The following is a 3,394-nucleotide window of genomic DNA, read 5'->3' on the forward strand; positions in this document are numbered from 1 at the left end:
GGCCGGCATTGACGTTGGCGGCGGCGGCATCCGGGCCGAAGGGCACGACGGCCCAGGCGGCCAGCGCCGGCATGATSGTCATGAYSGGGCCGAGSARGAACARGCCCTTGCTCGCGGCTGCGGGCTTGATGATCTCCTTGAAGATCAGCTTGACCGCATCGGCGATGGGCGTCAGCAGGCCGTAGGGGCCGACGCGGTTCGGGCCCGGGCGGATCTGCGACCAGCCGATGGCCTTGCGCTCCCACAGCGTCAGGTAGGCGACGCAGATCATCAGCGGTGCAACGACYGCGATGATCTTCATCAGGCTCCACACCAGGGGCCACAGGGCCCCCAGCAGCGAGGCGCCGTTCTGGTAGAGGGTGTCGATCATTCTTGTCAGCTCCCTCAGACCTTGCTGATGTTGAGCGTGCCGAAGGCAGCACCCAACGCGGCGGTTTGTGCCAGGCCAGCGGGCACGCGGGCCACGCCTTGCGGCAGGCCGGCTTCAAGGCGTGCGGGCAGTTGGGCGGCACCGCCGTCCTGCACGACGCGGACCTGATCGMCCTCAGCCAAGCCAAGCAGTTGCCACAGGCTGCTGGGCAGGCCGACCGTGGCGGCTTCACGGCCGTCGGTGGTCAGCTGCAGCGAGGTCGAGTTGCGCACCAGCGCATCGGTCGCGTAGATGGGCAGATTGCCGAAGCGCTCGACGCCCTCAGCCTTGACCGCGGCTTGCGGCGCAGAGGTGGTGGCGTTGCTGAGACGGGCGGCGATGTCGCCACCCAGGGCTTGTTCGCGCACCTGCTCGGAGCTGTCCTGGTCGAAGCCCGGCAGGCCCAGCAGATTGCCCAGCACACGCAGCACCTTCCAGGCCGGACGCGTCTCGGCCAGCGGGCGCACGACGCCGACGAAGCTCTGCAGTCGGCCCTCGGCGTTGACGAAGCTGCCGGAGGTCTCGGTGAACGGGGCGATGGGCAGCAGCACGTCGGCGTATTCGAGACCGCTCTTGAACGGGCTCAGCACGACGACCATCTCGGCCGCGTCCAGCGCCTTGGCGGCGGCGGCGGCATTGGCGGAGTCCAGCACCGGGTCGGTGTTCAGCAGCAGTGCGGCCTTCAKCGAGGTGCCGTTCAGCATCTGGCCGGCGTTCAGGCCGTCGATCTGCGGCTGGGCCTTCACGAGCTGCGCGCCAACCGTGTTGGCAGCTGCGGTCAGATAGCCGACGCTCGCGCCGGTCTGCTGACCAATCCACTGCGCCAGCGCCAGCAGGCTGGCGGCTTGCGAGTGCTCGGCGGCAGCGTTGCCCAGCAGGATGGCCTTGGCTTTACCGGACTGCAGGCTGGCGGCGATGGCCTTGGCTTCGTCGGTGACGGTGCCGGCGAGCGGTGCACCAGCACCAATGGCGGCAGCCACATCGGCCAGGGCTTGCACCCAGCCCGAGGGCGCGACGGATTGCGAAGCGGCGAGCGGCATCAGCCAGTCATCGCTGCTCAGGCCGACACGATGCACGGCGGCACCACGGCGCGCGGCGTGGCGCAGGCGGGCGGCGAACAGCGGGTGGTCCTTGCGCAGGTTGGAGCCGACGACGAGGGCGCGGTCGAGCTCGGACAGGCTCGCGATGCTGGTGCCCAGCCAGTGCGCCTGGCCGGCTGACGCGACATTGCCGAAGTCGCTGTGGCGCAGGCGGTGGTCGATGTTGTCGCTGCCCAGGCCGCGCACAAGCTGTGCGAGCAGGTGCAGCTCTTCCACCGTGCTGTGGGCCGAGCCCAGCGCGCCGATGGCGGCCGCGCCATGGTCGGCCTTGATGGTCTTGAGGCCGTTGGCGATGTATTCCAGCGCCGTCGTCCAGTCGACCTGCTTCCAGGCACCGCCCTGCTTGATCATGGGCGCGGTCAGGCGCTGGTCGCTGTTCAGCGCTTCATAGCTGAAGCGGTCGCGGTCGGCGATCCAGCATTCGTTGACGTCTTCGTTCTCGAGCGGAACGACGCGCAGGACCTGATGGTTCTTGACCTGGACGATCAGGTTGGCACCGGTCGAATCGTGTGGGCTGACGCTCTTGCGGCGCGACAGTTCCCAGGTGCGGGCGCTGTAGCGGAACGGCTTGCTCGTGAGCGCACCGACCGGGCAGATGTCGATCATGTTGCCCGACAGCTCGGAGTCCACCGTGCGGCCGACGAAGGTCTGGATCTCGCTGTGCTCGCCGCGGTGGGCCATGCCCAGCTCCATCTGGCCGGCGATCTCCTGGCCGAAGCGCACGCAGCGGGTGCAGTGGATGCAGCGGCTCATCTCTTCCATCGAGATCAGCGGGCCGACGTTCTTGTGGAAGACGACGCGCTTCTCTTCGGTGTAGCGGCTCTTGCCAGCACCGTAGCCGACGGCCAGATCCTGCAGCTGGCACTCGCCGCCCTGGTCGCAGATGGGGCAATCCAGCGGATGGTTGATCAGCAGGAATTCCATGACGCCCTGCTGGGCCTTGATCGCCTTGTCGCTCTTGGTGCGAACGATCATGCCCTGCGTGACGGGCGTCGCGCAGGCCGGCATGGGCTTGGGCGCCTTCTCCACGTCCACCAGGCACATGCGGCAGTTGGCCGCGATGCTGAGCTTCTTGTGATAGCAGAAGTGCGGGATGTAGGTGCCGGCCTTCTCGGCGGCATGCATGACCATGCTGCCTTCCAGGACCGAGACCTTCTGACCGTCGAGTTCGATTTCAACCATGGTGGTGTTTCTCTAGGCGCTCAGGTCGGAGCCACCAGGGGCTTCTTGTGTTCAATTAGGTGCACGAACTCGTGCTTGAAGTGCTTGATCATGGCGCGCACAGGCATCGCGGCAGCGTCGCCCAGCGCGCAGATCGTGCGGCCCTGGATGTTGTCGGCCACCGAGTTCAGCAGGTCGATGTCCTCTGCCCTGCCCTCGCCGTGGTAGATGCGCTCCAGCACGCGGTGCATCCAGCCCGTGCCTTCGCGGCAGGGCGTGCACTGGCCGCAGGACTCGTGGGCGTAGAAGTAGGACAGGCGCAACAGGCTCTGCACCATGCAGCGCGAGTCGTCGAGGACGATGACGGCGCCCGAGCCCAGCATGGAGCCGGCCTTGGCGATGGAGTCATAGTCCATCGTGCATTGCATCATCACGTCGGCCGGCAGCACCGGCGCGGACGAACCGCCGGGAATGACGGCCTTGAGCTTGCGGCCCTTGCGCACGCCACCGGCGAGCTCGAGCAGCTTCTCGAAGGACGTGCCCAACGGAACCTCGAAGTTGCCAGGCTTCTCGACGTCACCCGACACCGAGAACAGCTTGGTACCGCCGTTGTTGGGCTTGCCGATCTCCAGGTAGGCCTGGCCGCCGTTGCGGATGATCCAGGGCACCGCCGCGAAGGTCTCGGTGTTGTTGATGGTGGTGGGCTTGCCGTACAGGCCGAAGC

General features: G+C 67.1%; 3 protein-coding genes. All 3 read right to left on the reverse strand.

The features are described from left to right. Positions 1 to 370, reverse strand: a 370-nt coding sequence (locus ACXJKR_RS27715) for an NADH-quinone oxidoreductase subunit H (protein WP_457325562.1), incomplete at its 3' end; no start/stop codon positions are given. A 14-nt stretch (positions 371 to 384) separates the two neighbouring features. After that, the gene (nuoG, locus tag ACXJKR_RS27720; RefSeq protein WP_457325563.1) at positions 385 to 2,691 is read right to left on the reverse strand and encodes an NADH-quinone oxidoreductase subunit NuoG; all 2,307 of its coding nucleotides are present in this window, start codon (positions 2,689 to 2,691) and stop codon (positions 385 to 387) included. 20 nt (positions 2,692 to 2,711) lie between these two features. After that, positions 2,712 to 3,394, reverse strand: a 683-nt coding sequence (locus tag ACXJKR_RS27725) for an NADH-ubiquinone oxidoreductase-F iron-sulfur binding region domain-containing protein (protein WP_457325564.1), incomplete at its 5' end; no start/stop codon positions are given.

This window comes from Roseateles sp. P5_E11, from assembly GCF_054049355.1.